The organism is Cyanobium sp. NS01 (assembly GCF_014280235.1).
Taxonomy (GTDB): domain Bacteria; phylum Cyanobacteriota; class Cyanobacteriia; order PCC-6307; family Cyanobiaceae; genus NIES-981.
In genome coordinates, this window is sequence record NZ_CP047940.1 from 2,555,629 (window position 1) to 2,578,577 (window position 22,949).

The 22,949-nt window shown below is 69.2% G+C and carries 23 protein-coding genes; 16 read left to right on the forward strand and 7 right to left on the reverse strand.

What is annotated here, in order from left to right; translation table 11 throughout:
• The first annotated feature begins 18 nt into the window (after positions 1–18).
• The 3 genes from CyaNS01_RS13370 to CyaNS01_RS13380 all read left to right on the forward strand — a co-directional run bounded on the left by CyaNS01_RS13370 (position 19) and on the right by CyaNS01_RS13380 (position 3,025).
• Positions 19–1,131: an S-(hydroxymethyl)glutathione dehydrogenase/class III alcohol dehydrogenase gene (locus tag CyaNS01_RS13370; protein WP_370561601.1), complete on the forward strand. Its 1,113-nt coding sequence runs from the start codon at positions 19–21 to the stop codon at positions 1,129–1,131.
• Positions 1,132–1,153: 22 nt separating this feature from the next.
• Positions 1,154–2,026 (forward strand): S-formylglutathione hydrolase, encoded by an 873-nt coding sequence (gene fghA, locus CyaNS01_RS13375; RefSeq protein WP_186697554.1) that lies wholly within the window; start codon positions 1,154–1,156, stop codon positions 2,024–2,026.
• Between the two features lie 159 nt (positions 2,027–2,185).
• Complete coding sequence (locus CyaNS01_RS13380) at positions 2,186–3,025, forward strand: hypothetical protein (RefSeq protein ID WP_186697556.1); 840 nt, start codon at positions 2,186–2,188, stop codon at positions 3,023–3,025.
• Here the strand turns inward: CyaNS01_RS13380 and CyaNS01_RS13385 are convergent.
• Positions 3,009–4,103 (reverse strand): glycosyltransferase family 4 protein, encoded by a 1,095-nt coding sequence (locus CyaNS01_RS13385; protein ID WP_186697558.1) that lies wholly within the window; start codon positions 4,101–4,103, stop codon positions 3,009–3,011. The two genes, CyaNS01_RS13380 and CyaNS01_RS13385, sit on opposite strands and share 17 nt — an antisense overlap.
• A gap of 56 nt (positions 4,104–4,159) precedes the next feature.
• Between CyaNS01_RS13385 and CyaNS01_RS13390 the strand changes: the two genes are divergently transcribed.
• Both CyaNS01_RS13390 and CyaNS01_RS13395 read left to right on the forward strand, forming a co-directional pair.
• Entirely contained in the window at positions 4,160–4,744 is a 585-nt protein-coding gene (locus tag CyaNS01_RS13390) for a chorismate lyase (RefSeq protein ID WP_186697560.1), read from the forward strand.
• 265 nt (positions 4,745–5,009) lie between these two features.
• Entirely contained in the window at positions 5,010–5,570 is a 561-nt protein-coding gene (locus tag CyaNS01_RS13395; RefSeq protein WP_186697562.1) for a hypothetical protein, read from the forward strand.
• Here CyaNS01_RS13395 and CyaNS01_RS13400 read toward each other — a convergent pair.
• The 3 genes from CyaNS01_RS13400 to CyaNS01_RS13410 form a co-directional block, all read right to left on the reverse strand.
• Entirely contained in the window at positions 5,491–6,012 is a 522-nt protein-coding gene (locus CyaNS01_RS13400; RefSeq protein WP_186697563.1) for a DUF1269 domain-containing protein, read from the reverse strand. The genes CyaNS01_RS13395 and CyaNS01_RS13400 overlap by 80 nt on opposite strands.
• Positions 6,013–6,037: 25 nt before the next feature.
• On the reverse strand, positions 6,038–6,694 hold the full coding sequence (locus tag CyaNS01_RS13405; protein WP_225875694.1) for an RNA helicase: 657 nt from the start codon (positions 6,692–6,694) through the stop codon (positions 6,038–6,040).
• 152 nt (positions 6,695–6,846) lie between these two features.
• Positions 6,847–7,419 carry a SprT family zinc-dependent metalloprotease gene (locus CyaNS01_RS13410; protein ID WP_186697565.1) on the reverse strand — a complete coding sequence of 191 codons (573 nt, stop codon included), beginning with the start codon at positions 7,417–7,419 and terminating at the stop codon, positions 6,847–6,849.
• A gap of 54 nt (positions 7,420–7,473) precedes the next feature.
• Here CyaNS01_RS13410 and CyaNS01_RS13415 point away from each other — a divergent pair, with 54 nt between their 5' ends.
• Both CyaNS01_RS13415 and ligA read left to right on the forward strand, forming a co-directional pair.
• Positions 7,474–7,893 carry a hypothetical protein gene (locus CyaNS01_RS13415; protein WP_186697567.1) on the forward strand — a complete coding sequence of 140 codons (420 nt, stop codon included), beginning with the start codon at positions 7,474–7,476 and terminating at the stop codon, positions 7,891–7,893.
• Positions 7,894–7,924: 31 nt separating this feature from the next.
• Positions 7,925–10,072: an NAD-dependent DNA ligase LigA gene (ligA, locus tag CyaNS01_RS13420; RefSeq protein ID WP_186697568.1), complete on the forward strand. Its 2,148-nt coding sequence runs from the start codon at positions 7,925–7,927 to the stop codon at positions 10,070–10,072.
• Here the strand turns inward: ligA and CyaNS01_RS13425 are convergent.
• A complete protein-coding gene (locus CyaNS01_RS13425) occupies positions 10,069–12,807 on the reverse strand; it encodes an HAD-IC family P-type ATPase (protein WP_186697570.1) in 2,739 nt (912 codons plus the stop codon). The two genes, ligA and CyaNS01_RS13425, sit on opposite strands and share 4 nt — an antisense overlap.
• Before the next feature lie 144 nt (positions 12,808–12,951).
• On the opposite strand from CyaNS01_RS13425, the gene CyaNS01_RS13430 reads away from it, so the two are divergent.
• Both CyaNS01_RS13430 and CyaNS01_RS13435 read left to right on the forward strand, forming a co-directional pair.
• Positions 12,952–13,119, forward strand: a complete 168-nt coding sequence (locus CyaNS01_RS13430; RefSeq protein ID WP_186697572.1) for a hypothetical protein — start codon at positions 12,952–12,954, stop codon at positions 13,117–13,119.
• A 204-nt stretch (positions 13,120–13,323) separates the two neighbouring features.
• Positions 13,324–15,123, forward strand: a complete 1,800-nt coding sequence (locus tag CyaNS01_RS13435; protein WP_186697574.1) for a hypothetical protein — start codon at positions 13,324–13,326, stop codon at positions 15,121–15,123.
• Positions 15,124–15,163: 40 nt separating this feature from the next.
• Here the strand turns inward: CyaNS01_RS13435 and CyaNS01_RS13440 are convergent, their stop codons facing one another.
• On the reverse strand, positions 15,164–15,742 hold the full coding sequence (locus CyaNS01_RS13440; protein WP_186700841.1) for a TVP38/TMEM64 family protein: 579 nt from the start codon (positions 15,740–15,742) through the stop codon (positions 15,164–15,166).
• Positions 15,743–15,803: 61 nt separating this feature from the next.
• On the opposite strand from CyaNS01_RS13440, the gene CyaNS01_RS13445 reads away from it, so the two are divergent.
• From CyaNS01_RS13445 to CyaNS01_RS13465, 5 genes are all read left to right on the forward strand, one after another.
• Entirely contained in the window at positions 15,804–16,550 is a 747-nt protein-coding gene (locus CyaNS01_RS13445; protein ID WP_186700895.1) for a hypothetical protein, read from the forward strand.
• Between the two features lie 45 nt (positions 16,551–16,595).
• Positions 16,596–17,294 carry a mechanosensitive ion channel domain-containing protein gene (locus CyaNS01_RS13450; protein WP_186697576.1) on the forward strand — a complete coding sequence of 233 codons (699 nt, stop codon included), beginning with the start codon at positions 16,596–16,598 and terminating at the stop codon, positions 17,292–17,294.
• A 377-nt stretch (positions 17,295–17,671) separates the two neighbouring features.
• Positions 17,672–19,255 carry a mechanosensitive ion channel family protein gene (locus CyaNS01_RS13455; RefSeq protein ID WP_225875695.1) on the forward strand — a complete coding sequence of 528 codons (1,584 nt, stop codon included), beginning with the start codon at positions 17,672–17,674 and terminating at the stop codon, positions 19,253–19,255.
• Positions 19,256–19,299: 44 nt separating this feature from the next.
• The gene (locus tag CyaNS01_RS13460; protein ID WP_186697581.1) at positions 19,300–19,788 is read left to right on the forward strand and encodes a DUF1643 domain-containing protein; all 489 of its coding nucleotides are present in this window, start codon (positions 19,300–19,302) and stop codon (positions 19,786–19,788) included.
• A 171-nt stretch (positions 19,789–19,959) separates the two neighbouring features.
• On the forward strand, positions 19,960–20,715 hold the full coding sequence (locus CyaNS01_RS13465; RefSeq protein ID WP_186697583.1) for an STAS/SEC14 domain-containing protein: 756 nt from the start codon (positions 19,960–19,962) through the stop codon (positions 20,713–20,715).
• Between the two features lie 13 nt (positions 20,716–20,728).
• On the opposite strand, the gene CyaNS01_RS13470 is transcribed toward CyaNS01_RS13465, so the two are convergent.
• Positions 20,729–21,625, reverse strand: coding sequence for a LysR family transcriptional regulator (locus CyaNS01_RS13470; RefSeq protein WP_186697585.1), 897 nt, complete (start codon positions 21,623–21,625; stop codon positions 20,729–20,731).
• Positions 21,626–21,718: 93 nt separating this feature from the next.
• Between CyaNS01_RS13470 and CyaNS01_RS13475 the strand changes: the two genes are divergently transcribed.
• Positions 21,719–22,474: an SDR family oxidoreductase gene (locus CyaNS01_RS13475; protein WP_186697587.1), complete on the forward strand. Its 756-nt coding sequence runs from the start codon at positions 21,719–21,721 to the stop codon at positions 22,472–22,474.
• A gap of 11 nt (positions 22,475–22,485) precedes the next feature.
• On the forward strand, positions 22,486–22,947 hold the full coding sequence (locus CyaNS01_RS13480; RefSeq protein WP_186697589.1) for a nuclear transport factor 2 family protein: 462 nt from the start codon (positions 22,486–22,488) through the stop codon (positions 22,945–22,947).
• Positions 22,948–22,949 lie beyond the last annotated feature (2 nt).

A 22,949-nucleotide genomic window follows, 5' to 3' on the forward strand; every position in this document is an offset into this window, starting at 1 on the left:
CACAGCCGCCCTGAGCCGATGATCCGCAGCCGAGCCGCCGTGGCCTGGGCCCCGGGCCAGCCCCTGGAGATCACCGAGGTGGACGTGGCGCCGCCCCAGGCGGGCGAGGTGCTGCTGCGCCTGGTGGCCACGGGGGTGTGCCACACCGATGCCTACACCCTCTCAGGCGCCGATCCCGAAGGGCTGTTCCCGGCGATCCTCGGCCACGAGGGCGGCGGCGTGGTGGAGGCAGTGGGCGCAGGCGTGAGCTCCGTGGCCGTGGGCGACCACGTGATCCCGCTCTACACCCCTGAATGCCGCCAGTGCCGCTTCTGCCTCTCGGGCAAGACCAACCTCTGCCAGGCGATCCGCAGCACCCAGGGCCGGGGGGTGATGCCCGATGGCAGCAGCCGCTTCACGAAGGACGGCCGCATGCTGCACCACTACATGGGCACCTCCACCTTCTCCGAGTACACGGTGCTGCCGGAGATCGCCGTGGCGAAGATCAACCAGGAGGCAGCACTCGAGAAGGTGTGCCTGCTGGGCTGCGGGGTGACCACCGGCATCGGCGCTGTGCTCAACACCGCCAAGGTGGAGCCCGGCAGCACGGTGGCGGTGTTCGGCCTGGGCGGCATCGGCCTGGCGGTGGTGATCGGGGCGGTGATGGCCGGGGCCTCCAGGATCATCGGCATCGACCTCAACCCGGCCAAGTTCGCCATCGCCCAGCAGCTCGGCGCCACCGAGTGCCTCAATCCCCGCGATCACGACGCCCCGATTCAGCAGGTGCTGATCGATCGCACCGATGGCGGCGTGGATTACTCCTTTGAGTGCATCGGCAATGTGGATGTGATGCGGGCCGCCCTGGAGGCCTGTCACAAGGGCTGGGGGGAATCCACGATCATCGGGGTGGCCGGAGCCGGCCAGGAGATCAGCACCCGGCCGTTCCAGCTGGTGACCGGGCGGGTCTGGCGCGGTTCGGCCTTCGGCGGCGTGCGGGGCCGCACCGAGCTGCCGCTTTATGTGGAGAAGGCCCAGCGGGGGGAGATCCCCCTCGACAGCTTCATCACCCACACCATGGGGCTGGAGGAGATCAACCGGGCCTTCGAGCTGATGCACGCCGGCGAGAGCATCCGCAGCGTGATTCACTTCTGAGCGCCACCCCAAGGCTTCTCCCGTGGCCCAGCTCGAACTGCTCAGCGACCAGCGCTGCTTCGGCGGCTCCCAGCGCCGCTACCGGCACCACTCCGGGCAGCTGAACTGCTCGATGCTGCTGGGGGTGTTCCTGCCCCCCGCGGCCCTGGCCGGGGAAAGGGTGCCGGCCGTGTACTGGCTGTCGGGCCTCACCTGCACCGATGAGAACGCCAGCCAGAAGGCGGGAGCCCAGCGGCGGGCTGCTGAGCTCGGCCTGGCCCTGGTGATGCCGGACACCAGCCCCCGCGGGCCTGAGGTGCCGAGCGACCCGGATGGCGGCTGGGATTTCGGCCACGGCGCCGGCTTCTATGTGGATGCCACCGAGGCGCCCTGGAGCCACCACTACCGCATGCACAGCTACGTGGTGCAGGAACTGCCGGAACTGCTGGAGGCGGCCTTGCCGCTGAGCGAGCGCCGCAGCCTCTGTGGCCACTCGATGGGGGGCCATGGCGCCCTGGTGGCGGTGCTGCGGCATCCGGGCCGCTACTGCGCGGTGTCGGCCTTCGCCCCGATCGCCCACCCCTGCGCCTGTGGCTGGGGCCAGAAGGCCTTTGGCCACCTGCTGGGGCCCGATCCCAGCACCTGGCAGGCCTGGGATGCCACCGCCCTGCTGCGCTCGGGTGCGCGGGCGATCGGACCGGACCTGGCTGCACCGCTGCCGATCCTGGTGGACCAGGGCCTGGCCGATCCCTTCCTGGACACCCAACTGAATCCGGAGGCCCTGGCCGAGGCGGCGGCGGCCGTGGGTCAGCCCCTGCAGCTGCGCCGCCAGCAGGGCTATGACCACAGCTACTTCTGCATAGCCAGCTTCATCGCCGACCACCTGCAACACCACGCCCACGCCCTGCGGTGCTGATCCGCCGGCTGGGGCGCCAGCCCGAGGCCGCTGCTGGCCGGGTTGCAATCCTTAAAAGAAATGGGTGTACTGTCCTTGGGATTCTCAATGGCGGGCGTGAGTCAAGGCAGGGGCATCTGCACCTCCAGGGCCTATTGGGAACTGCGGGCTGAGCAGGTCATGAACCGGGTCTTCTCACCGGAGATGGCGATCGAAGTGGAAGTCTTTGATCCGCCCTCCGCTCCGCCGCCACCGCCTGCTCCCCCGGCGCCGGGCCCCAGGACAGCGGCCAGCCCAGCGGCCACGCCCGGCGCCCGACGCACCGTGCCCAGAGGCCAAGCCAGCGCACAAGCACACCCCGCTGTCGGTCAATCGCCACCGTCGGCCCTGGTGCTGGCCAGCGTGAGCCTGGGCATCACCACCGTGGCTGGCCTTGGGCTCGTGGCACTGCAGCTGCGCAGCCAGGACCAGCAGGCCATCCGCCAGGAACGCAACCTGCTGATGATGGAACGGCTGCGCGCCATGGGCCCGGCCTCGCCCGATCCCGCGGCCTCCAGCGGCAACACCATCCAGGCCGGAGCCGCAGCTGGGGGCCTCGAAGCCCTGGCGGCTGCAGAGAATGGTTTGCCGCCACCGCCGCCAGCGGAGCCCTGGATGAAGGAGCTGGCCACCTTGCCGCCCAGCAGCGCACCATCGGCCCGAGTGCTCCAGGTGCCGATGAGCGGCAGCGTCGGCCGCTCGGCCCCGCCGGCTGGGCCGAGCGGGGCCCAACCCAGGCCTGGCGGCAGCACTGGCGGCGGCAGATCCGGGGGCGGCCCGGCACCGCAGCTGATTGGGGTGGTGAAGGCCCCGGGCCACGGCGGCTCGGCCATTTTTCAGGTGGGCAGCTACTCCACCAGCGCGACGGTGGGGGAAACCATCGGCGCCTCGAGCTGGAAGCTGCACTCCGCCAACGCCGATAGTGCCGTGATCGAGCGCAACGGCGAACAGCGCCTGATCAGCATCAGCAGCGGCGGCTGATCGGCGCCCTCGCCAGAGCGGCACCCTCCAGCAGCTGCCGGTAGAGGCCGTTGATCGCGCCGGCTTCGGCCTCGAGGGAATGGCGGGCCAGGGCGCGGCGCCGCGCCCGCCGGCCCATGGCCCGCAGCTCGCCGGGCTGATCGAGCAGCAGGGCCAACGCGTCGGTGAGCGAGGCGAGGTTGCCGGTCTGGAAGCGGCGGCCCACCTCCCCATCCACCAGCTCCGGCCAGGCTCCCGCCTCCGAGGTGAGCACCGCGCAGCCGCAGGCCATGGCCTCCAGGGGCGTCAGCCCGAAGCCCTCCCGGCGCGAGGCCGCCACGCACAGACACACGCGCCGGTACCAGTCCCGCACGGTGAGGCGGTCGAGGTCGCCGAGGAAGCGGATGCGCCGCTCCAGGCCGGCGGCGGCAATGCGCCGCTGCAAGCCGGCCAGGAACTCCCGCTCGGCGGGGCGCGCCAGGCCGGTGAACACGGCCCCGTAACCGGGGCGATCGGGCAGCAGGGTGATCAGGGCCTCCACCACCAGGTCCACCCCCTTGCTGGCGCGGATCCGCCCGAAACAGCCGATCAGCGCCGGGGGATCGGGATCCGCTGCCCCGCCCTCACCGCCTGGGGCGGCGGGGACCGGACAGTAGAAGGCCGTGTCCACCCCATGGGGAATGGTGGCGCTGACGCACCCCTGGGGCAAGAACCCGGCCGAACGGCCTGAGGTGGCGATCACCGCGTCGCAGCGGCGGATCAGCCAGCACAGCACAGGACCCGGCGGCTTGGGGGCCGCCGAGGTGAACAGCACCGCCCAGGGCTGGCGCAGCCCCTCCCGCAGCAGCAGACCCACCAGGATCTCCAGGTCACGGCGGGCATGCCAGACGCGGCGGGCCGCCCCTGGCGGCGGCCGCCAACCCTGCAGGAGCAGGTCGGCCGACGCCATGCCGACCTCCAGGCCCAGCTGGCCCCAGTCGATCAGGCCGATGGCCAGCTGGCGGCGCTGCAGCGGCACCAGGGCCCGCACCGTGGCGGACACGCCGGTGTAGCGGCGGTGGAGATTGGCGACCACCACCGGCGGCAGCAGCTGGGTCATGGCCGCGGCCCGCCAGGCGTGATTTCTAGGGTACGGAGGGACGATCGAGGATTCCGATGCCGGTGATGGCCCCAGCCCCCTCCCCGCAGGCCATCTGGCAGACCAGCCTGATCGGGGGGGCCCTGAGCCCTGGCTGCGGCGGCGATCTCACCGGGCCCTGGCGCTTGCTGCTGCTCGGCGATGGCAGCCCCACCCGACACCTGGAGGCCCTGACCGGCCTGCCCCTGGAGATCGAACTGATCGCCATGGGCCTGCAGCAGCCAGGCGATGGCGCCGTGCCGCCGCCGGAGGTGGAGGAGCTGGCGGAACCCCTGATCCGGCGTCAGGTGTGGCTGCGCTGCGGCCCTGACACCCTGGCCTGGGCCGAGAGCTGGTGGAACCATGACCAGGCCCAGGAGCATCTGCAGCGCCGGGACCAGCCGATCTGGCGCAGCCTCACCAGCAACCGCGCCGAGCTGTTCCGCGAGGTGGATGGACTGGCCCGGGTGGAGGCCCCCTGGCTGGCCCAGCGCTTTGGCCGCGAAGGTCCCTTCTGGAGCCGCCACTACCGCTTCTTCCGCGGCGGCCAGCCCCTCACCGTGATCCGGGAGGTGTTCTCCCCCGATCTGGAGCGCTGGCTGGGCCCGGCCGTCGTGATTTGACAGCCGCTTTCAGGGCAGGCCTGCGGTCACCAAAAGCCGCGAAAACCACACCGGAGGGACGACCTGGCCCCCGGGGCCAGAGAGGGGAGGCAGCGTCCTGAAACCACGGCTCGCAGGGGTTTGGTGGCAGCAGCGCCGCCGCCGGCCAGCCAAGAGTTGCGGTGTAGAGATTAATGAAGTCTGTAACACTGGGCTACGCAGATCGCTTGACGAATTGACGGGAACCGGTGCGCGGTGATCATTGGGGCTGATCAGATCGAGGCCGATGGCCCCTACTCCTCTCCACCTGCACCCCCGGGCACCGCTGCAGCAGCGGAAGTCAAGCGAGCCAAAGCCGGCCGACTGGCTGAGCCTCACCGAACTGGGCAGGCTGTTCGGCATCTCGGCCGTGCTCTGCGGCCGCCAGCTCAGCGCAGCGGGCCTGCGCCAGCCCAATGGGGCCCCCAGCCGCCAGGCCCTGCATCAGGGGCTGGCCCTGCTGCCCCATCCCCGGGGCCATCACCGTTCTGCCCTGTGGCAGCGCCAGGGCTGCAGTGCGGTCCTGGAGGGTCAGGGGATGAGGCCGATGCTGCCTAACCGCCTGGTGACCCTCTGGGCCGACCTGTTGGAAGCCCTGATGCTGGGCTCCGAGGCGATCACCACCTCGGCGGAGGAGATGGCCAGCGACGTGCCCACGGAGCTGGTGAGCTCTGTGAACCAGGAGCTGCAGCAGCGGGGCAGTGGCTTCCGCGTGGCCCTGGCGGGCCTCAGCCGAGCCGCAAGGCCTCGGCCTGTTGGCGTGCCTTCTCCAGCAGATCCCGCAGCTGATCTTCGTCGGTGTGGCTGAGGTTGGTGAGCAGCAGGCGGGCATGGGGGGCGTGGGTCCTCAGGCGCTCGATCACCCGATCAGGGCTCGCCTCGCGCACCAGCAGGCAGAGGGCGGCGGTACCGGGGGGCAGGGTTTCCCCCAGTTCCCGCATGAAATCGTCGTTGATGCCGACATCGGAGAGGGAGCCTGAGGCGGCGCCGACGCCGGCCCCCACGGCCGCTCCCAGCAGGGGATTGAGGAACAGCAGCCCCACCAGGGTGCCCCAGAAGCCGCCGCCGAGGGCGCCGGCGGCGGTGAGGTTGAGGGCCTGGCGCAGGTGCACCTGTCCGTCGTTGTCGTGATCGACCACCACGGCATCCTCAAGGGCGATCAGTTGCTCGCGCTGGATCGTCACCAGTTCGCGCCGCACGGCTTCGGCTTCCTCGATCTTGGGGAAGCCCACCACCACCAGGCTGCTCATGAGGGGCTCGCAACAATTCTCCAGGCTACTCAGTAGACCGCCGCCTGCTGGAGCGGGGCAGGGAGCGCCCCGGCGCCGCAGGGGCCTTGGCGGCTGGCCGTTGCCGCTCCGTGGGACCCGCCGCCGTTTCCGGACGGGAGGTGAGGGGGCGCTGCCAGCGGGGCAGGGCGAAGCTGTCCTCATCGGGCCAGTCTTCCCCCTCCCCATCCTGCCGCGCAGGCGGCTCAGCGCTGGGCCGGGAGGCGCCGCGGCGGGAGATCGCCTCCAGCGGGCGGCGCGGAGCCTGGAGTGGGCTGGGGTCAGCCCCTGCAAGCGACGATGCCGATGGCGCCGGCGATGCCGGTGGGAAGCGGCCGGGGCCGGATCGGGAGCGGCCCGAACCGTCCTGGGACTCCTCCCAGGGTTCGCGCCAGGAGTCCTCCTCATCGAGGATCCAGTCGAGCTTGGTCTCCACCCAGCGGCCCAGCTCGTTGAGGCGCGGCAGCCCGCCGGCGCCACGGCCGGCAGCGCGAGCCGAAGGACGCGAGCCCGGGCGAGCCCCCGACACCCCATCCACCAGATGGCGTCCTGCCGACACCAGCCGATCCAGCCCCTGCTCCAGGGGTTCGCCGCCGCCCCCGGAGGACTCGGCGGGCCGTCCGCGCCGCGGCGGTGGTTCAGGCTCGGACCAGGATTCGCGCATGGGGCAACACCATTGGCCCCACGCTATCGAGCCTCAGCGACGCCGGGCCGCCAGCCAGCGCTCACGGCTCAGGCCCACCAGGGCGATGCCGAGGCCCGCAAATTGCAGGGTCCAGAGAAAGACGTCCACGCCGAGCCCCCACCGGTCTGACCCTAGACACCCTGCCCAGGGGTGCGGCCCGGCTCGGAAAAGTCGAGCAGGCAGCTGGCATGCCAGCGGCCGCCGTGGTGGCGCTCGCAGCAGACGCGGCAGGCGAGCCCACGCACGCGGCGGCGGTAGGGGGCCGTGAGGCCGCAGCGGGGGCAGCGGGCGATCCAGCGGCTGGCGGTGCTGGTGCCGCCGCCCGGCAGGGGGTAGCGGTGCCGCAGGCTCACCTCGAAACCCTGCTGGGCCGCATTGATGGCGGCCATGCGGGCGCGGAAGTGGGGGCCATGCACCTCCCGCACCTGCAGCACCCGGTCCACCCAGGCGTGGATCATCTCGTGGCAGAGGGTGCTGAGCAGGGCCTCCCGGGGCAGGGGATCCAGCAACGGCCGCGACAGCACGATCTCGCAGAGGTCGCGGCCGTCGGCGCGGCGCCCGCGGCGGTAGAGGCCGGCGGTGCGGCGCATGCGGCCATCGCTCCAGCGCAGCTCGAGCAGGGGCACGCCGCCAGGGGCGAGGCGGGCCTCGAAGTGCTCCCGGTTCAACCGGTGAAACAGCGGCAGCAGGGGCTCGAGCGGCACGCCGGGGCCTGGTCAGTCAGACTCTGGGGCCATTCAACACAGATTCACCGGCCTATGGACTGGGCTCTGACCCGTGACATCGGCAGCAAGGCCCTCCTGGCCGGCGCCGGAGCCCTGCTCCTCTACTGGACGATCACGGCCGTGAAGCTGGTGCTGAGCGCCCGCGGCATCAACCCGCTGCTGAAGCAGTTCTTCGCCCAGGTGGCCAACGGCCAGGTGGACGGCGCCTACCTGCTCACCACCAAGAACTACCGCAGCCATGTGAACCGCAAGCAGTTCATCCAGTACCTGGCCGGCCTGAAGCTGAACCGCTACCGCAACCTCAAGTCGGGGCGGCCGAGGCTGCAGGAGGGCCAGCTGATCCTCACCGTGAAACTGCTCACCGAGGCCAAGGAGGAACTCCCCCTCGACTTCACCTTCGTGAAGGTGGAGGAGCAGTGGCGGATCGACCGGATCCGCACGGTGGGCGCCTGACACCGCTGCAGACTCCTTCTCCCAGGGCCTGATGAGCAGCAGCAGGGCAGCCGCAGCCGGTGCCGAAGCCGGCCAGGGCCGGATCGCCGAGTTGCAGCGGCTGCTCAGCCAGGCCGCCCACGCCTACTACGTGCTCGATGCTCCGCTGATGGAGGATCCGGTCTACGACCGGCTCTACCGCGAGCTGGTGGAGCTGGAGACGGCCCACCCCGAGCTGATCACCCCGGATAGCCCCACCCAGCGGGTGGGGGGGAGCCCGGCGGAGGGCTTCACGAGCGTGGAGCACCGCATCGGCCTGCTCAGCCTCGACAACGCCTTTTCAGTGGAGGAGCTGGAGGAGTGGTATGGGCGGCTGCTGAAGCGGCTGGAGCGCAGCCCAGCCCCCGGTGAGCCGCTGCCGGCCCTGGCGCTGGTGGGCGAGCTCAAGATCGATGGCAATGCCCTGGCGCTGAGCTACGAGCAGGGCGTGCTGGTGCGGGCCGCCAGCCGCGGCGACGGCGAGCGGGGCGAGGAGATCACGGCCAATGTGCGCACGATCGGCAGCGTGCCGCTGCGGCTGCAGCTGGAGCAGCCGCCGGCCTGGCTGGAGGTGCGCGGCGAAGCGCTGATCCCCGATGCCACCTTTGCGGCGATCAATGCCGAGCGGGAGGTGCGCGGCGAGACCCCGTTCGCCAATCCCCGCAACGCCTGCGCCGGCACCCTGCGCCAGCTGGACCCGAAGGTGGTGGCGGCGCGGCGGCTGGATTTCTTCGCCTACACCCTGCACCTGCCCCCCGACTGGCAGCCCCAGGCAGGCGCGGCCGGCGGCACGGCGCCCCTGCATCCCAGCAGCCAGTGGGAGGCCCTGGCCTGGCTGCGAACAGCCGGCTTCAAGGTGAACCCCAACGCGGCCCTGCTGCCGGACCTGCCGGCGGTGCAGGCCTTCTGTGCCCACTGGGAGGAGGCGCGGCAGCAGCTGCCCTATGCCACCGACGGCGTGGTGCTGAAGCTCAACGACCTGCGCCTGCAGGCCGAGGCCGGCTTCACCCAGAAGGCACCCCGCTGGGCGATCGCCCTCAAGTACGCCCCCGAAGAGGCCCCCAGCCGGCTGCTGCGCCTGGTCTGCCAGGTGGGGCGCACGGGGGTGATCACGCCGGTGGCCGAGTTCGAGCCCGTGCCCCTGGCCGGCACCACGGTGAACCGCGCCACCCTGCACAACGCCGATCGCCTCGCTGAGCTGGATCTGCACGGCGGCGACACGATCGTGGTGCGCAAGGCCGGCGAGATCATCCCCGAGGTGGTGCGGGTGCTGAGCGAGCTGCGGCCGGCGGCGGCCCAGCGGCTGGAGCTGCCCCACCACTGTCCGGCCTGCGGTTCGGAGCTGGTGCGGGAGCAGGGCGAGGCGGCCACCCGCTGCGTCAATTCCAGCTGTCCGGCGATCCTGCGGGGCGCCCTGCGCCACTGGGTGAGCAAGGGGGCCCTGGATGTGGACGGCGCCGGCAGCAAGCTGATCGAGCAGCTGGTGGACCGGGGCCTGGTGGCTTCGATCGCCGATCTCTACCGCCTGGATGGGGCCCTGCTGGCCAGCCTGGAGCGGATGGGGGAGAAATCGGCCACCAATCTGGTGGCCGCCCTGGCCGCCTCCAAGGGGCAGCCCTGGCACCGCCAGCTCTACGGCCTCGGCATCCACCACGTGGGCGAGGTGAACGCCAAGGCCCTGGCGCGGGCCTTCCCCTCAGCCACGGAGCTGGCGGCAACCGCCACCGAAAAGCCTGAGGCGATCACGGCGGTGTTCGGCATCGGCGCCGAGATCGCCCAGAGCCTGCAGCAGTGGTTTGCCACGCCGGCCAATCAGGCGTTGTTGGAGGAGTTGCGGGAGCAGGGCCTGTCCCTGGCCGCCAGCGAGGCGGAACGGGCCTCCAAGGCCGCCGCGGCAGGCGGAAACGAGGCAGGCCGGGAGCGCCCTGATTCCCCCCTGAGCGGCCAGACGTTTGTGCTCACGGGCACCCTGCCCAGCCTCAGCCGCCGCCAGGCCCAGGAGCTGATCGAGGCCGCAGGCGGCAAGGTGAGCAGCTCCGTGAGCAGGAAGACCAGCTACTTAGTGGCCGGCGAGGAGGCGGGCAGCAAGCTCAGCAAGGCCGAGGGCCTGGGGGTGGCGGTGCTCAGCGAGGCAGGCCTGCTGGAGCTGCTGGGGGCTTAGGCGTCGGGATCGAGCCGGTTGGCCAGCCAGGCCACCGGCAGCATCGCCCCCATGGCCAGAGCACAGACCAGGAGCTGCGGGCCGGCGATCGGCACGGTGCTGAACAGGCTGTTCATCGGCTTCCACTGGCTGAACAACAGCTGCAGCAGCACGGCCAGGCCGATCCCGAGCAACAGCTGGGGAGCACGCGCCACCGCGTCGGCCCTGCCCAGCAGACGCCTTGCCAGGCTGCGGCCCAGCTGGCTGATGCTGAGCAGGTAGATGATCCGGGCGGCAACGAGGGCCTGGATGGCGGCAGTGCGGGCCAGTTCCAGGCTGCCGCCGCCGCCCCGCACCCACTCGAACACACCGAAGATCAGCACCCAGTTGTAGAGGGACACGACCAGAATCCGGCGCAGCAGGCGCGGCGTGATCAGCGCTTCGCCCGGATCCCGGGGCGGCTGAGCCATGGTGTCATCGGCCTTGGGCTCGAATGACAGCGGCACGGTCATCGTGATCGAGTTGATCATGTTCAGCCACAGCACCTGAAGCGCCAGGATCGGCAGATCCCTGGCCAGCAGGGCACTGATCAGAATCGTCATCGACTCGCCGCCATTCACCGGCAGCAGGAAGGCGATCGCCTTGCGCAGGTTGCGGTACACCGTGCGCCCCTCCTCCACCGCCGCCTCGATCGAGGCGAAGTTGTCGTCGGTGAGGAGCATGTCGGCAGCCTCGCGGGCCACTTCGGTGCCCCCTCTGCCCATGGCGATGCCGATATCGGCCTGCTTGAGGGCCGGAGCGTCGTTGACGCCATCGCCGGTCATCGCCACCACGGCGCCGCCGGCCTGCAGCGCCTCCACCAGCTGCAGCTTCTGGGCCGGCGCCACCCGGGCGAACACCTGACCATCGCGGGCCGCGGCGGCAAAGGCGGCGGCATCCATGGCCCCCAGGTCCTGGCCGGTGTAGGCCCGCAGCTCCTCGGCAGCGGCCCGGCCGATGCCCATGCGGGTGGCGATGGCGGTGGCCGTGGCGGCGTGATCGCCGGTGATCATGCGCACCGAGATGCCGGCCCGCTGGCAGGCCTGCACGGCGCTGATCGCCTCGGGGCGGGGTGGATCGAGCATCCCCTGCAGGCCGAGAAACACCAGTTCGCCGTCCAGGTCGCTGCGTTGCAGGTCGTGGCGGTGATGGGGCATCGGCCGCGAGGCGAAGGCGATCAGCCGCAGGCCCTCTCCGGCCAGGGCCTCCACCCGGCGATGAATGGCCTCGGCCTCGAGGGGCACCACGGCGCCATCAGCGGCGAGCATGCCGCCGCAGCGCGGCAGCAGCGCCTCCACCGATCCCTTCACCTGCAGCGAACGCTCCTGGCCGTCATGGAGGGCGGCCATGTACTGGTATTCGGAGGCGAAGGGAATCGCATCCAGTCGGGGAAAGGAGGGCTCCAGCCCGGTCTGGGTGAGACCGCCTTTCTCGGCTGCCGCCAGCAGGGCGGCCTCGGTGGGAACACCCTCCATGGTCCAGACGCCGTGCTGCTGCCTGAGGCGGGAGTCGTTGCAGAGCACTCCGCAGCGCAGCACCTGCTCCAGGGCAGGCGGCAGGGGATCCAGCACGGCTCCATCACTGTTGAGCAGATCGCCGTGGGGGCTGTAACCGCTGCCGCTCACCCGGTAGCTGACCCCACCGGCCACCACCACCTGCACCGTCATCTGATTTTCAGTGAGGGTGCCGGTCTTATCGGAGCACACCACCGTGGCGCTGCCCAGGGCCTCCACGGCCGGCAGCTTGCGGATGATGGCGTGGCGGGCGGCCATGCGGTTCACGCCGATGGCCAGGGTGATCGTGACCACCGCCGGCAGGCCCTCGGGGATGGCGCTGACCGCCAGGGCCACGGCCGCCTCGAACACCGCGGCGAAGGGCTGACCGCGGCCCAGGCCGATGGCCAGGGTGAGCGCTGCCACCGCCAGGATGAAATACAGCAGCACCCGGCTGAAGCTGGCGAAGCGGCGGGTGAGCGGGGTGCTCAGCGACACCCGCTGCTGCTGGGAGCGGGAGATCTCGCCCATCTCGCTGGCTTCGCCGGTGGCCACCACCACACCCCGGCCCTGGCCAAAGGTCACGAAGCTGGCGGCGTAGGCCATGCAGCGGCGATCGGCCAGGTCAGTGTCCTCCGGCAGGAGCGCCGGGTCCTTGGCCACCGGCAGGGATTCGCCGGTGAGCCCGGATTCATCGATCTGGAGGTCGCGCACCGCCAGCAGGCGCAGGTCGGCCGGCACCTTGTCGCCGGCCGACAGCAGCACCACATCCCCAGGCACCAGGTCCCGCGAGGGGACGCGCAGAGTCTGGTCATCGCGCAGCACGGTGGTTTCGGTGCTCACCGAGCGGGCCAGGGCGGCGATCGCCCCCTCGGCCCGGGCCTCCTGCACGTAGCCGATCACGGCATTGATCACCGCCACAGCCCAGATCACCAGGGCGTTGGTCCAGGAGCCCAGCAGGGCCTTGATCAGGCCGGCCGCCAGCAGGATGTAGATCAGGGGCTGGTTGAACTGCAGCAGCAGCTTCATCCAGGCCGGCTGGCCGCCCACCTCGGGCAGTTCGTTCCAGCCGTAGCGCTCATGGCGGTGGGCCACCTCGGCGGCATCGAGGCCACCATCCGGAGTGCTGCCCCACTGGCTCAGCACCGCCTCGGCTGCCTGGGCATGGGGCTGCTCACTGGCCTGCGGAGCGGTGCTGGGCGCGGCGGTGGTGGCAGGCGGCATGTCCTTCGGTATGGCTGCGGGGGGCTGCGGGGGGCTGGGACAGCGATGGCCGCAACCTAGACAGATCGCGCCGGGCCCACCGCCGCCGCCGCGGCCGCCACACTGGGATCACCAGACCCCCACCGGCCCAGCGGAGACGCAGCCATGGACGCCCCCAACGCTCCCGCACCAGCCCAGGCGCCGCGCTGGATCAAGACCGATTGCGGCCGCGCCAGGTACGCCGAGCTGGCCAGCCGCTCCGGCCCGCTGGCCTGGGTGCGGCTGGGGTGGTTTGTGCTGATCGCGGCGATCCGCGACTGGCGGCTGCCCTAGGTCGCGTCTGAACCCAGCAGCACTCTTTAACAGACGCGTTCGGCTGGCTTCATCGCCCCTTAACCCCTCACACAGTGAGAGGTGAGAGTGTTTCGGGTAGTTCGATAGCGCACGCTACCAATGGCAGCAACCTTCCTCGTGCCGCCCCTGGGATCCCTACTCGGCAGCCGCAACCGCGGCCGAAGTCCCGAGATGGAACCGTCCATGCCGCTGACCAGCCTGACCAACGACACCCTGTTCTCCGAGGACGTCAGCTTCGCCAGCTTCAAGAACACCTCCATTTCCGCCTTCTTCAAAAAATTGTTCAGGCAACGCCCCTGGATTGAACCGGCCATGCCACTGGTGGGCCGCATCGACCTCACGCCGTTCTCCCAGGACCCCAGCGGCGACGACGATGGACTGGTGGCGGAAATCAGCGCCTCGGTGTTCATCGGCCACAAGCTCTTCACCCTCTCCAGCGGCGGCAGCAATCTGGTGAGCCTCACCGACTGGAGCAATTCGGCCGATCCGGTGATGGCCGATCAGCTCGACTTCGCCGGCTTCGAAACCACCTCCATCGCCGCCTTCGGCAACTTGTTCGCCGTAGCCGCCACACCCGACGGCTACGGCGACTCCGGTGCCGACGGGAACACCGATCCCACGCCGGAGAGCCTGGTGCGCTTCTTCAGCATCAACCCCCGCGGCAAGCTCAAGGAACTTGGTGAAGTGAGCACCGGCTTCCTCAGCGACGGCACGGCGTTCAGCCGCAACGGCCGCCAACTCTATGTTGCCAACGAGGGCGAACCCAATGCCGATTACAGCGTCGATCCGGTCGGCAGCGTGTCGATCATCGAACTCAGCGGCAAGGGCAGAAACAAGAACTTCGAGGAAATCGAGATTGCCCTGCCCGATCTGAATTCAGACGTGGAGCTGCTGGGCTCGGGTATCCGCTTCGGGGGCAATCAGCCCGGCGTCACCGATAGCTTCGGCCAGGACGCCGAACCAGAGTACGTGGCGGCGGCCGGCAGCTACCTGTTTGTGACCCTGCAGGAAACCAACACGGTGGCCCGTATCGATTTGGACACCAACAAAGTGGACGCCTATATCGGCCTGGGCTGGGTGAATTACAGCAAGGTGTCGGTGGACCTCGATGACAGAGACGACGGTTTCGAGCCCAAGACCGGACAGCTGGTGGTTGGCCTCCGCCAACCGGATGGCCTGGCGGCCTGGGAAGCCGGTCGCTCAGTGTACTTCGCCACCGCCAACGAGGGCGACGGCCGCGAATATGGTGATTTCGAAGATGCGCGGCGTAACAGCAGCCTTGGCTATGTCAAAGTTCCGGAAAGGCTCGATCTGATCGTCGACGGCAACAACCGCGATCGGGCCCTGGTGCTGAGCAATGCCCTCGGCGACGCTGATGCCAGCAACGACTTCAGCTTCGAGGACACATCCGGCGCCCCACCTTCAGGCACCCCGGTAAGCTTTGGCTCCCGCAGCCTCAGCATCTACGACGGCATCACCGGCCAGCTGTTATGGGACAGCTGGATGACCGACAGCATCAACGGCACATCCTACAATACAAGCCTGCAGAACATCGCTCAGTTCGCTGGCATCTACGACGACGGGCGCAGCGATGCCAAGGGCGTAGAGCCCGAATCGGTGTCGGTGGTGAATTATCGGGGTTCCCGCTATCTCGTGGGCTCCCTAGAGCGCACCGATGCCGGTGATGCACCCGATGAGATCACCCAGGGGGGCCTTCTGGTGGTATATGACGTCTCAGAGACTAGCGACGTCGATTTCGTCACTTACCAGCAGGTGAGCCGCAGCCCGGAGGGTCTGGAGGTGATCGAAGCTAGAGAGAGCCCAACCGGCCGGCTGCTGCTGGGGGTGAGCAGTGAGTTCAACTCCAATTCCGTGGAGCTGCTCGATTTCGGCGCGTTGCTCAACAACGGCAACGGAGTCGATTACCTCAACAGTGATTTGGCCAACGCCAACCTCTACCAAACCCTTGATCCCATCATCTGAGACCGGAAGGCCTCAGCCCCAGGGCTGATCAGCCCCTGGCTCAGCCCCTTCGATGGGGGGCTTTCTGTCCGGGCCCTCCACCGGCTCCAGCGCCCGCCGTGGCGGCCACCCCCACCAGCCGCAGGGCCCAGGTGGTGGCGTCGGCCCGACCGCTCAGCAGCTCGCCGAAGCGGGCCACATCGCCGGCCAGGCCCCCGAGGCTGCAGAACAGCACCGTGCCGGGCACGATGCCGATCAGGCCGATCGAATAGTCGCGCAGGCTCACGTCGCTGAGGCCGTAGGCGAGGTTGAGCAGGGAGAAGGGAAAGGCCGGTGACAGGCGGGTGAGCAGCACCAGCCGCAGGCCTTCGCGGCTCACGGCCCGCTCGATCGCCTGGAGCTTCGGTGCCGATGCCAGCCGCCGGCGGGCCCACTCCCGCAGCCAACCCCGGCCCAGCAGGAAGGCGGCCTCGGCCCCCAGGCTGGCCCCCACCAGCACCACCAGGCTCACCCACCAGGGGCCGTAGAGGGCCCCGGCCAGCATCGAGGCCCACACCCCCGGCAGCAGCAGCGTCACCCAGAGGGCGTAGAGGGGCACGAAGGCCACCGCTCCCAGGGGAGAGCGCAGCAGGGGCAGCAGCTGATCAAGCTGATCGGGGGGGCCATCCGTTGCGGCGGGGCCCTGATGGGCAGCGGACCCCTTGCCTAGCCTGCACCCCCATGCCCGCCGCCATGAGGCCTGCCCGCCGCCGCTCCACCCCGCGCGCGCCCTGGCGATCGCCACTGCTGGCCGCCCTGCTCGCCCTGGTCCTCAGCGTGGCTCTGCCCCTGCTGCCGGCGCCGCTGGGGAACGGCGGCCCGGCGGGGGCGGTCCGGGCCCAGTCGGTGGCCCCCCGGCGGTGGGCGGCACGGTGGAGGAGCGCACCGCGGCGACCATCGAACTGGACGGCCGCAAACTGTTCCGCATCTGGCCCTCCAGCAACCTCAGCGCCGAGCAGCGCAGTGAGGCCATCAACCAGCAGCTGGCACAGGCAGCGGAAGCCCAGGGGGCGCTGACCCTGGAGCTGCGCCGCGCCAACAACCTGCCGGTGCTGGTGCTCAACGACCGCACCCTGCTCAGGGTCACCGAGCGCGACGTGGCGGAGGGCCTGGAGGCCATGGAACAGGCCGAGGCCTGGCGGCAGCAGCTGGAGCGGGCGCTGGCCCGCGCCCGGGCCGAACGGCGCCCGGACCACCTGCGCCGCCGGCTGCCCGCCCTACTGGCGGTGCTGGCCCTGGCCGCCGCCAGCCACTGGGCCCTGCAGACCTTCTGGCGGCGCCGCTTCCCCGACGCCTGGGCCCTCCAGAGCGAGGGTCAGGGGGAGCGGCAGCGCCGCGGCAGCCGCTTCCTGCAGCGGGCGGCTCTGCTGCTGCTGCAGACCGGCGTGTGGATCGCCGCTCTGGTGTGAATCAGTGACCAGTTCCCCCTCAGCCGGCGCCTGCTGAGCACCGCCGTGGAGACAGCCACCCACTGGTTGGCGGTGCCCTTCCTGCCCTTGGGGGAGCGCAGCTATTCGCTGCTGGATGTGGTGATTCTGGTGGCGCTGCTGGTGCGGGCCGTGTGGCTGGTGCTGCAGCTGTTGCGCAGCCGCGTACTGCGCTACACGGGCATGAGCGCCGGCGGCCAGGAGGCCGTGGCCTTTGTGGCCCGCTATGGCCTGCTGCTGGTGGGCACCTTGGTGCTGCTGCAGCTCTGGGGGCTGGATCTCACCTCCCTCACGCTGTTCGCCAGCGTGCTTGGGGTGGGGGTGGGCCTCGGCCTGCAGGGGATCACCAAGAACTTCCTCAGCGGCCTGATCATCATTTTCGAGCGACCGATCCAGGTGGGCGACTTCGTGGAGATCGGCGACCTGCAGGGCAGCGTCGACAGCCTCGGCCTGCGCAGCACCAAGGTGACCACCCTGCCGGCGGGCCACCTCGGCGGCCTCCAGGCCGCGGTCGGGCTGGCTGCCGAACTGAAGCAGCACCGCCTGGCCGTCCTCAGCGTGGGGCGGCCCAGGCCGCAACTCCGGGCCGTCGGGGCAAGCCTGGCTGGGAGGAACCGGCGGCATCGTTCTTCTGCACAGGCACCACTTCTGCAACTGTTGCAGAGTTGCCGAGGTGTTGTGTCTCAGCCGGTTGTTCAGCAAAGCCGCTCTCTGAGCTGCTGCTGAGGTGAGCGTCAGGCAAGGGCTGAGTGTGTCCTGAGGCGGTGTTCGATCAACCAGGAGCGCGGCAGCCACAGGCTGCTCTCGGTGTTCTGAAAGGCCTTGGCATCGGCCTACTCCCGGCGGAGGGTCTGGGTGTCGATGCAGTCGGCCGGTGACCATGCCGCTGGGCTTGGCCGCTGGTGCGGATGGGCCTGAGTCCCAGGGTGCGGCCGATGGCTTCCCTAGCGACCAGCGGCCCGGTTGCTGAAGTCAACGGTGGTGCGCTGGCCCCGGCCTGCCGGGGGTTGCCGGTTGGGTTCCTAACCTGATCGCAGTGCCGAGAAGCCATGACAGCGCGGAGGGGCCCGGCGGCACCGGCGGCGGGTCCATGGCTCAGCCGGTTGCTCCGCCCACTGTTCAGCCTGGTGCTGAGCCTGCTGCTGGTAGCCGGCTTGGGGCTCCCGGCCCTGGCGGAGCTGGGGGCAGGAGCCAACCCTGCCGCCAGCTCCGCCCCGATCGTGCTGGATGGCCGCCGGCTGTTTGAACTCTGGCCATCGCGCACGCTCAGCGCCCAGCAGCGCAGCGACACCGTGAACGAGCGGCTGGAGCAGGCGATCGCCTCCGGCGGGCCGGTGAAGCTGGAGGTGCGCCAGACCAACAACCTGCCGGTGCTGAGCCTCAACGGCCGCACCCTGGTGACGGTGACCGAGCGGGACGTGGCCGAGGGCCTCGAGGCCCGGGATCAGGCCGAACTCTGGCAACGAAAACTCGAGCAGGCCATCGCCACCGCCCGGCGGGAGCGCCGCCCCGAACACCTGGTGCGGATGCTGCCGGTGGCCCTGGCCATCCTGCTGGCGGCCCTGGGCCTGCACCTGCTGCTGCGGCGTCTGTGGCAGCGCTGGTTTCCCCGGGCCCTGGTGCCCCTGGGCATGGAGGGCGAGCGCCGCGACCGCTCCAGCCGGTTCCTGCTGCGCGCGGCCCTCTTACTGCTTCAGGCCGGGGTGTGGGTGGCAGCCGCGGCGGCCGCGATGGATCTGTTCCCCGCCAGCCGCCGGCTCAGCGCCGGCCTGGTGGCCGCCACGCGCAGCTGGCTGGGGTCCCCGTTCCTGCCACTGGGGCAGCGCAGCTACTCCCTCCAGGACGTGGCGGTGCTGCTGCTGCTGTTCGTGGCGCTGACCCAGGCCGTAGGGGTGCTGCAAAGCCTGCTGCGCAAACGGGTGCTGCGCTACACGGGCATGAGCGCCGGCGGCCAGGAGGCCGTGGCCTTTGTGGCCCGCTATGGCCTGCTGCTGGTGGGCACCTTGGTGCTGCTGCAGCTCTGGGGGCTGGATCTCACCTCCCTCACGCTGTTCGCCAGCGTGCTTGGGGTGGGGGTGGGCCTCGGCCTGCAGGGGATCACCAAGAACTTCCTCAGCGGCCTGATCATCATTTTCGAGCGACCGATCCAGGTGGGCGACTTCGTGGAGATCGGCGACCTGCAGGGCAGCGTCGACAGCCTCGGCCTGCGCAGCACCAAGGTGACCACCCTGGATGGGGTGACGATCATCGTGCCCAATTCGGAATTCCTCGAATCGCGGGTGGTGAACTGGAGCCACGGCAGTCCGGTGTCGCGGCTGCAGGTGCCGGTGGGGGTGGCCTACGGCTCCGACACCTCGGCGGTGCGCGACGCCCTGATCACCGCCTGCCAGGGCAACCGGGCCGTGCTGATGACGCCGACACCCCAGGTGTTCTTCAGCAGCTTCGGGGATAGCTCCCTCAACTTCACCCTGCTGGTGTGGACCCGGGAGCCCCGCCGCCAGTACGAGATCGTGAGCGACCTCAACTTCCGCATCGAGGCGATCCTGCGGGCCCAGGGGATCACCGTGCCCTTCCCGCAACGGGACCTGCACCTGGGTGGGGAGGGGCTGCGGCTGCAACTGCCACCGGCCCTGGAAGCAGCGCTGCAGGCGCTGGTGGACCGCCGCGCCCCCCCCCCGGAGCCCTGAGCATCGAGGGGCTGCCGCGGCAGCGGAGCCAAGAGGATGGCGCCATGGAGAGGAGCGCCCTTCTCAGCCCCTGTGGCCGTTACCGCTACACCCTCTGGCGCCGCTGGGAGGCCAGCGGCGGCGTGCTGATGGTGATCGGTCTCAACCCCAGCAGCGCCGATGCCGTGCGCGACGATCCCACCCTGCGGCGTTGTCTCGGTTACGCCCGCGACTGGGGCTTCGGGGCTCTCTGCCTCACCAACCTGTTCGCCCTGCGGGCCACCCAACCGGCCGCCATCAAGGCTGCTGCCGATCCCGTGGGACCTGACAACGACCGGCAGCTGCGGGCGATGGCCCAGGCGGCAGACCTGAAGCTGGCCGCCTGGGGCGTAGGCGGCCAGTACAAGGGGCGTGCTGCCGCAGTGGCGGCGATGCTGACAGGCCTGCACTGCCTGCGCCTCAGCCGGGATGGCCATCCCATGCACCCGCTGTATCTGCCCAGGGGGTTGGAGCCGCAGCCATGGTCGCCAGCCGGTATTCCCCCAGAAGCATGAAGGAATGAATCGATGCGAGGCCGCTTGAGGCTTCCTCCAACCGACACCTCTAAAATAGGTTTTCCAAGAAAAAGTTACCTCCAAGAAGTACCAGATGCTTTCGCAGGTTCGCCAGCGATCTTGAGAGCGGCAACTTCAGCATGGCCAAGTCAAGACGTCAGGAGAACTCCCATGATCAGCATCGACAGCAGTCAGGCCCATGTCCTGAGTGTGCGCCTTGAGGGGCTGGTAGAGAAAGCCGATATTCAGACCATGGAGAAAGCCTTTGAAGCGGCCTTCGCCAGCCAGGATCGCGTCAATCTGATCGTGGACATGGCGCAGTGGTCGGACATGACAGCCGATGCCATGGCCGCGGACGCCCGCTTCGAGTTCAGCCAGCTCGACAAGATGGCGCGGGTGCCGCGCATGGCCATCATCTCGACCAAGCAGTTCATGCAGGCCTTGATGTCTCTGGTGCACGCCTTGATGCCGATGGTGGACATAAGGATGTTCGCCCCCGAAGCGATGGATGCCGCCGTGGCCTTCGCGGCCGAACGGCCTCCGATCGCGCCCGCGCCGAAACCAGCCCTGACGCTGATCGAGACGGGCAGCCCTAGCCTCATCGCCTACGAATTGGATGGCACCATCAGCGAAGACGACATCGACACCGTGATGCCGGTGTTGAACAAGATGTTCACCCAACAGGAGCAGGTCGACCTGCTGGCGCGCATCAAGAGGTTCCACGGCATCGTGCCCACCTTGCTCACCAACACCTCTCTGCTCTCTGCCAAGTTCACGGCCATCGGCCACGTGCGCCGCTACGCCATCGTCGGGGGACCCGGCTGGCTGGGCACGTTGACGCAGATGATGGGCTCCATGCTGCCGATCAGCATGCGCCACTTCAGCGCCGAGCAGGAAGCTGACGCCTGGGCCTGGCTGAAGTCTTGATCAGCTTGGCTGCTCAGGCCTCTGCGCAGAGATGGCCGTGCAGATAGGCCGCCAACTGGTGGATGAACTCCTCGGTCTTTCTTGGCCTGTAGGCCCGCTCGACATGCACGGCCTGCACCGGGAAGCTCTGCAGGGGGTGGGCGGGCAGCAGGCGGCGAACCTCGCCCTGGGCCAGGGCTTCGCGGAACACCCAGGCGGGCCCGAGGTGAACGCCCACGCCATCCCGCACCAACTGACGGATGGCGTTGACGCTGTTCACGGTGATGTTGCTGCGCATCCGGGTGTGGGAAAACCTGCGGCCATCGGCAAACACAACGTCGCTTCTGGCCTGAACGGGGGAATAGAGGATGAAGTTGTGGTCGCTGAGGTCGGCGGGATCTTCGGGGGCACCATGGCGTTTCAGGTAGCTGTCGCTGGCCACAAGCACGCGGGGAACCACGCCGATCGGCCTGGCGATCAGGCTTGAGGTCGGCATCGTTCCAATGCGGACGGCTACATCGATGTTGTCTTCCACCAGATTGGCGAAGTGGCTGCTGAACAGCAGCTCCACAGAGAGCTCCGGTGCCCGTTGCAGCATCTCCTGGACGACGGGAACCACGAATTCAGCGCCGAAATCCACCGGCGCGCTCACCCTGAGGGTGCCCCTGAGCAGCTCAACACCGCTGGTGAGTTCCTCCTCCAGGGCAATCTCTTCATCCAGCAGTTGGCGCAGGCCGTCGTAGTAGCGCTGCCCGAGGTTGGTGGGCCGGGTGTGGCGCGTGGAGCGGTGCAGCAGTTTCACCTTGAGGCGTTTCTCGAGGGCCGCCATCTTGCGGCTGAGCGATGAGGGCTCCAGATGCAGCTGTTCGGCCGCCTGCTTGAAGCTGCCCGCCTCGACGATCTGAAGAAAGAGCTGCTGCAGGCTGTGCATGCTTCTTGCACTCAGCGCAATTTGTAAATGACATTCTCCCCACTACCCCTATTCCTGTCAACTAACTAGGTTGGCGTCGTCAGCGGAATCGCCATGTCCAGTTGTGATCTCAAGAACGCCGTCGTGCTGATCGCCGGTGGCGCCAAGAACTTAGGAGGCTTACTCAGCCGCGACTTCGCCAGCCGTGGGGCCAACATTGTGGTGCACTACCACAGCCAGGCCGCTCAACAGCAGGCTGAAGCCACCGTGCAGGCCGTTCAGGATCTGGGCCGTGAGGCCTTCGCCATCCAGGCCGATCTCACAGCACCAGCAACGGTTCAGCGGGTGTTCGAGCAGGCCAGGGATCGCTTTGGTGGTGTGGATGTGGCGGTGAACACCGCGGGCATGGTGCTGCGCAAACCGATCGTGGACACCACCGAGGCGGACTACGACACGATGTTCGACATCAACGCCAAGGCCGCGTACTTCTTCATCAAAGAAGCAGGACGTCAGCTCAACGACAACGGCAAGATCATCACGATCGTGACCTCGCTGCTGGCGGCCTTCACCGACGGGTACTCCACCTACGCGGGCAGTAAATCGCCGGTGGAGCACTTCACCCGAGCCGCGGCCAAGGAATTTGCCGCCCGCGGCATCTCGGTCACGGCGGTGGGCCCCGGACCCATGGACACACCCTTCTTCTATGGTCAGGAAACGCCCGAACGGGTGGGATTCCACAAGTCCCAGGCGATGGGGAATCAACTCACCCAGATCGAAGACATTGCCCCGATCGTGCGCTTCCTGGCCACCGAGGGCTGGTGGATCACCGGCCAGACCATCTTCGCCAACGGCGGCTACACCACCCGTTGAGGATTCATCCCATGCGTCAGCAGTTCTGCAGCGTCTGGCCGGCAACCCTGGCCGGCATGCTCGTCTTCGCCGCCATCCCCCAATGTGGCCGCGCCCAACCACCTTCGGCCGCGTCTGATCCTGCCCCCGGGGCTCCACTGGCCCAGGCGCTCCCGTCGGATCCAGGGGCGGTGGTGCGCCAGTTGCTGGAAGCGATGACCAGCAACGATCCCGCACGGATCCGTGCCCTGTTCGCCGCCAACGCCTCCCAGGCCTATGGCAATGGTCCCGCCAAATCAGGCGAGGATTTTTTCCGCTGGCTCGACAGTGACATCATCGAGCGGGGCGGACGGGTGAACGACCCGCAGGTGGTTGTGACGGGTAACGACGTGGTGGTGACCGGCCAGTACAACAGCAGGGGTTATACGAGCCGGGCAGACTTCCTGTTCCGCGTCGAAGACGGGCGCATCGTCAGCTGGCGCATGCGCTACTGATC

Excerpts from the sequence above, each read along its gene's own strand:
- CyaNS01_RS13430 (WP_186697572.1), top strand. The coding sequence starts at position 12,952 with ATGGACGCCCCCAACGCTCCCGCACCAGCCCAGGCGCCGCGCTGGATC.
- CyaNS01_RS13415 (WP_186697567.1), top strand. The coding sequence starts at position 7,474 with ATGGACTGGGCTCTGACCCGTGACATCGGCAGCAAGGCCCTCCTGGCC.
- CyaNS01_RS13470 (WP_186697585.1), bottom strand. The coding sequence starts at position 21,625 with ATGCACAGCCTGCAGCAGCTCTTTCTTCAGATCGTCGAGGCGGGCAGC.
- CyaNS01_RS13475 (WP_186697587.1), top strand. The coding sequence starts at position 21,719 with ATGTCCAGTTGTGATCTCAAGAACGCCGTCGTGCTGATCGCCGGTGGC.
- CyaNS01_RS13405 (WP_225875694.1), bottom strand. The coding sequence starts at position 6,694 with ATGCGCGAATCCTGGTCCGAGCCTGAACCACCGCCGCGGCGCGGACGG.
- CyaNS01_RS13395 (WP_186697562.1), top strand. The coding sequence starts at position 5,010 with ATGGCCCCTACTCCTCTCCACCTGCACCCCCGGGCACCGCTGCAGCAG.
- CyaNS01_RS13385 (WP_186697558.1), bottom strand. The coding sequence starts at position 4,103 with ATGACCCAGCTGCTGCCGCCGGTGGTGGTCGCCAATCTCCACCGCCGC.
- CyaNS01_RS13370 (WP_370561601.1), top strand. The coding sequence starts at position 19 with ATGATCCGCAGCCGAGCCGCCGTGGCCTGGGCCCCGGGCCAGCCCCTG.
- ligA (WP_186697568.1), top strand. The coding sequence starts at position 7,925 with ATGAGCAGCAGCAGGGCAGCCGCAGCCGGTGCCGAAGCCGGCCAGGGC.
- CyaNS01_RS13480 (WP_186697589.1), top strand. The coding sequence starts at position 22,486 with ATGCGTCAGCAGTTCTGCAGCGTCTGGCCGGCAACCCTGGCCGGCATG.
- CyaNS01_RS13400 (WP_186697563.1), bottom strand. The coding sequence starts at position 6,012 with ATGAGCAGCCTGGTGGTGGTGGGCTTCCCCAAGATCGAGGAAGCCGAA.
- CyaNS01_RS13390 (WP_186697560.1), top strand. The coding sequence starts at position 4,160 with ATGCCGGTGATGGCCCCAGCCCCCTCCCCGCAGGCCATCTGGCAGACC.
- CyaNS01_RS13425 (WP_186697570.1), bottom strand. The coding sequence starts at position 12,807 with ATGCCGCCTGCCACCACCGCCGCGCCCAGCACCGCTCCGCAGGCCAGT.
- CyaNS01_RS13435 (WP_186697574.1), top strand. The coding sequence starts at position 13,324 with ATGCCGCTGACCAGCCTGACCAACGACACCCTGTTCTCCGAGGACGTC.
- CyaNS01_RS13380 (WP_186697556.1), top strand. The coding sequence starts at position 2,186 with ATGAACCGGGTCTTCTCACCGGAGATGGCGATCGAAGTGGAAGTCTTT.
- CyaNS01_RS13465 (WP_186697583.1), top strand. The coding sequence starts at position 19,960 with ATGATCAGCATCGACAGCAGTCAGGCCCATGTCCTGAGTGTGCGCCTT.
- CyaNS01_RS13460 (WP_186697581.1), top strand. The coding sequence starts at position 19,300 with ATGGAGAGGAGCGCCCTTCTCAGCCCCTGTGGCCGTTACCGCTACACC.